The sequence below is a fragment of the Bradyrhizobium sp. genome, assembly GCF_035309285.1.
Lineage (GTDB): Bacteria > Pseudomonadota > Alphaproteobacteria > Rhizobiales > Xanthobacteraceae > Bradyrhizobium.
In genome coordinates this window covers 1-2,729 of record NZ_DATGFH010000081.1, presented here as the reverse complement: position 1 = coordinate 2,729, position 2,729 = coordinate 1, and the positions used below count along the sequence as shown (strand labels likewise).

Sequence of the window (2,729 nt, the reverse complement as noted above, 5' to 3'; positions counted from 1 at the left end):
ATCGAGCCAGATGCCCTTCGGTCCGGCCGTTTCCAGACCTTCGCGAAGGAAGGCCTCGATTGCCGCCATGACAGGGCGCGCGAGGGGCGCCTGGAATCCGGAGTCGAGGTAGACCATTCGATCGGCAGCCGGGAACTCCTTGCGCACGGCATTCACGTCGTAGTGGCGAGACATTCGACTCTCCTGTGAGCGCATCCGCCGCCTTCGCCTCTCAGCAGGCTGGCCCAGCTAACTCGAAGCTCCGGTGGACTTGCCGGTCACGGCGGGCTGTGCGCTGCACAAATTCCATTCACCCGACGACACAGCCGACCATATGAGCGACCGCATCCATCAGCCAAGTTATTTTTCATCTTTCAATAGTATTTCTTCCGGAAAATGATAATTTATCGAAACGGAGGCGCGAATGGCAGAGCAAGCGAAGACTGATGGCCCGCTCGATCGCGCATTTGCCATCATTGGGCACGTCGCTGGTCAGACCAAAGCCGTCTCGGTTGCGGAGATCGCCAATGCGCTTTCACTGCCGCTTCCGACCGCGCATCGACTCGTGGGCAACCTAGAGGAACGCGGCCTTCTCCAGAAAGCCCTCGGAACGAAGCGCTACGTGGTCGGCAATCAACTGGTCACGTTGTCTGCCAAGGTCATCGGCGCAGCCTTTCGGACCGCACGCCGGCACGCCGTGCTGCGCGCGGTCGCCGGCGAGATCGGCGAACAATGCGAGATCGGAGTCGTGCGCGACAACGTCGTGGCCTATGTCGACAGCGTCCGCGTGTCACCACCACAGGGTCTTCAATTCAATCCGGGCGAAGCCGCGCCACTCCACTGCACCTCGACCGGCAAGATCTACATGAGCCGGTTGCCCGAGCGGGCGCGTGAGAAACTGTGCCGCGCACTCACGCTTGCGAAATACACGCAAAACACGATCGTGAGCTTTGAGACTCTCATGAAGGTTCTCGAGGAGACCCGTCAACGCGGCTGGGCCAAGACCAACGAAGAGTATGTGAAGGGAGTCGTTGGATGCGCGGTTCCCATCCTGTCGCCGGATCGCGACCTGATCGCGTGCCTCGGCGTTTCCGTTCCTGTGGCGCGCGTGAGCTTCGCCGAATTGGATCGGTTTATAGCTCCACTCCAGAAGGCCGCTGCGCTGCTGTCGGAAACAATTCTCCAGGCTGATGAGGATGGCGAAAGCGATGCATTGGAGGAAACGTAAATGGCATGCGGCCGCGGCTGGCCCACCCGACCATTCCCACATATCCGCCATGCGCAAATTGCCCGTCGTGCCACTTTGTCGCACGTTTGCTGCATTGTCGAAATCGGCAAATCAGAAATAGATTTCCCGGCAGCTCGCCTCGCCACGAGGGACGTTACGGCCAATCGTCACGAAACGTGAGGCGGGTTGCGATGGACGCCATGTGTGCGCAACGACGAAGCGCGCACGATGCGTTCGACGAAGCCGTGTGGTCCCGACACCCCGATGCTGGTGTCAAGCTCGCGAGATCATTGCGGGCGACGGTGACTAGAACGCCCGGTACGCCGAGGAGAGCACGGTATAAGTCGTCCAACATCGCGCGGGGAATGCCGGACGTGTTCGGTTGTACCTGTGGACTACTCGTGTGCATTTTTTGCGCATTTTGCTGCACACGAGGCTCGCGGGTGCAACGGCGCCCGGCATTCCCTGCGCCCTCGCCTGTCCGAGGGACAATGTTCAGCCAACCCTCGGGCGGATCGTGCCGCGAGAATGCGCCCGCATGTCCCAAGCCATTCTGCGGGAGTGCAGGGCTGCGCCATCGGAAAATTTCCTGTAACAAAATTGTCGCACAGCGAAACTAGACAGGGGCATGGCTGTACCAGCCGCCAATCAGCCTTCCCAGGGAGATCGTCATGCGCCGCGCAACCTTGTTGCTTTCCGCAAGCCTGCTCACTTTGGCCGCGTCCGCCGCGTCCGCGCAGACCGCGACCCCGCATAACCTGATCCTGTTCGTGCCGGACGGCCTGCGCGCGCGGATCGTGACGCCAGAGACCGCGCCGGCGATGGCTGATGTTCGCGACAAGGGCGTCAACTTCAACAATCCGCATTCAATGTTCCCGACCTTCACCACGGCGAATGCCTCCGCCATGGCGACCGGCCATTATCTCGGCGATACCGGCGACTTCTCGAACACGATCTATACCGGCTTCAGCTCCGCGCCCGCCGGCGACACCGTGGTCCCCTTCCTCGAGAACGACGCGGTGCTCGCCGACGTCGACGAGCATTTCAAGGGCGATTATCTGGACGAGGACACCGTGCTGAAGCTCGCGCGCGAGAAGGGCTTGAGCACCGCCGCGATCGGCAAGGTCGGCCCTACCCTGATCTTCGATCACGCTGACCGCGGCAAGAACACCATCGTGGTCGACGATGCCACCGGCAGCAAGACCGGCGTCCCGCTCTCCGACGAGATGAAGGACGCCATGACCAAGGCGAACCTGCCGCTGACGGCGCCGGGCCGCGGCGACAATGCCCGGATCGGTGATGCCAAGACGCCGGGCACCAAGTCGGCCAACGTCGAGCAGCAGGCCTATTTCGCCGATGTCGCCACCAAGGTGGTGCTGCCGATGCTGAAAGCGCGCAACAAGCCGTTCGTGCTGGTGTTCTGGTCGCGCGATCCCGACGGCAGCCAGCATGATGAAGGCGACAGCCTCAACACCATCACGCCCGGCATCAACGGCCCGACCTCGATGGCCGGCATCAAGAA

The 2,729-nt window shown here is 61.8% G+C and carries 2 protein-coding genes; both read left to right on the top strand.

Annotated features, from left to right (window positions below; all coding sequences use genetic code 11):
- The first annotated feature begins 403 nt into the window (after positions 1–403).
- Complete coding sequence (locus VKR55_RS16405; RefSeq protein WP_324404958.1) at positions 404–1,207, top strand: IclR family transcriptional regulator; 804 nt, start codon at positions 404–406, stop codon at positions 1,205–1,207.
- A gap of 671 nt (positions 1,208–1,878) precedes the next feature.
- Positions 1,879–2,729: alkaline phosphatase family protein (locus tag VKR55_RS16400; RefSeq protein WP_324404957.1), on the top strand; the 851-nt coding region annotated here is incomplete at its 3' end.

Coding starts and splice junctions, on each gene's coding strand:
- VKR55_RS16405 (WP_324404958.1), top strand. CDS start 404: ATGGCAGAGCAAGCGAAGACTGATGGCCCGCTCGATCGCGCATTTGCC.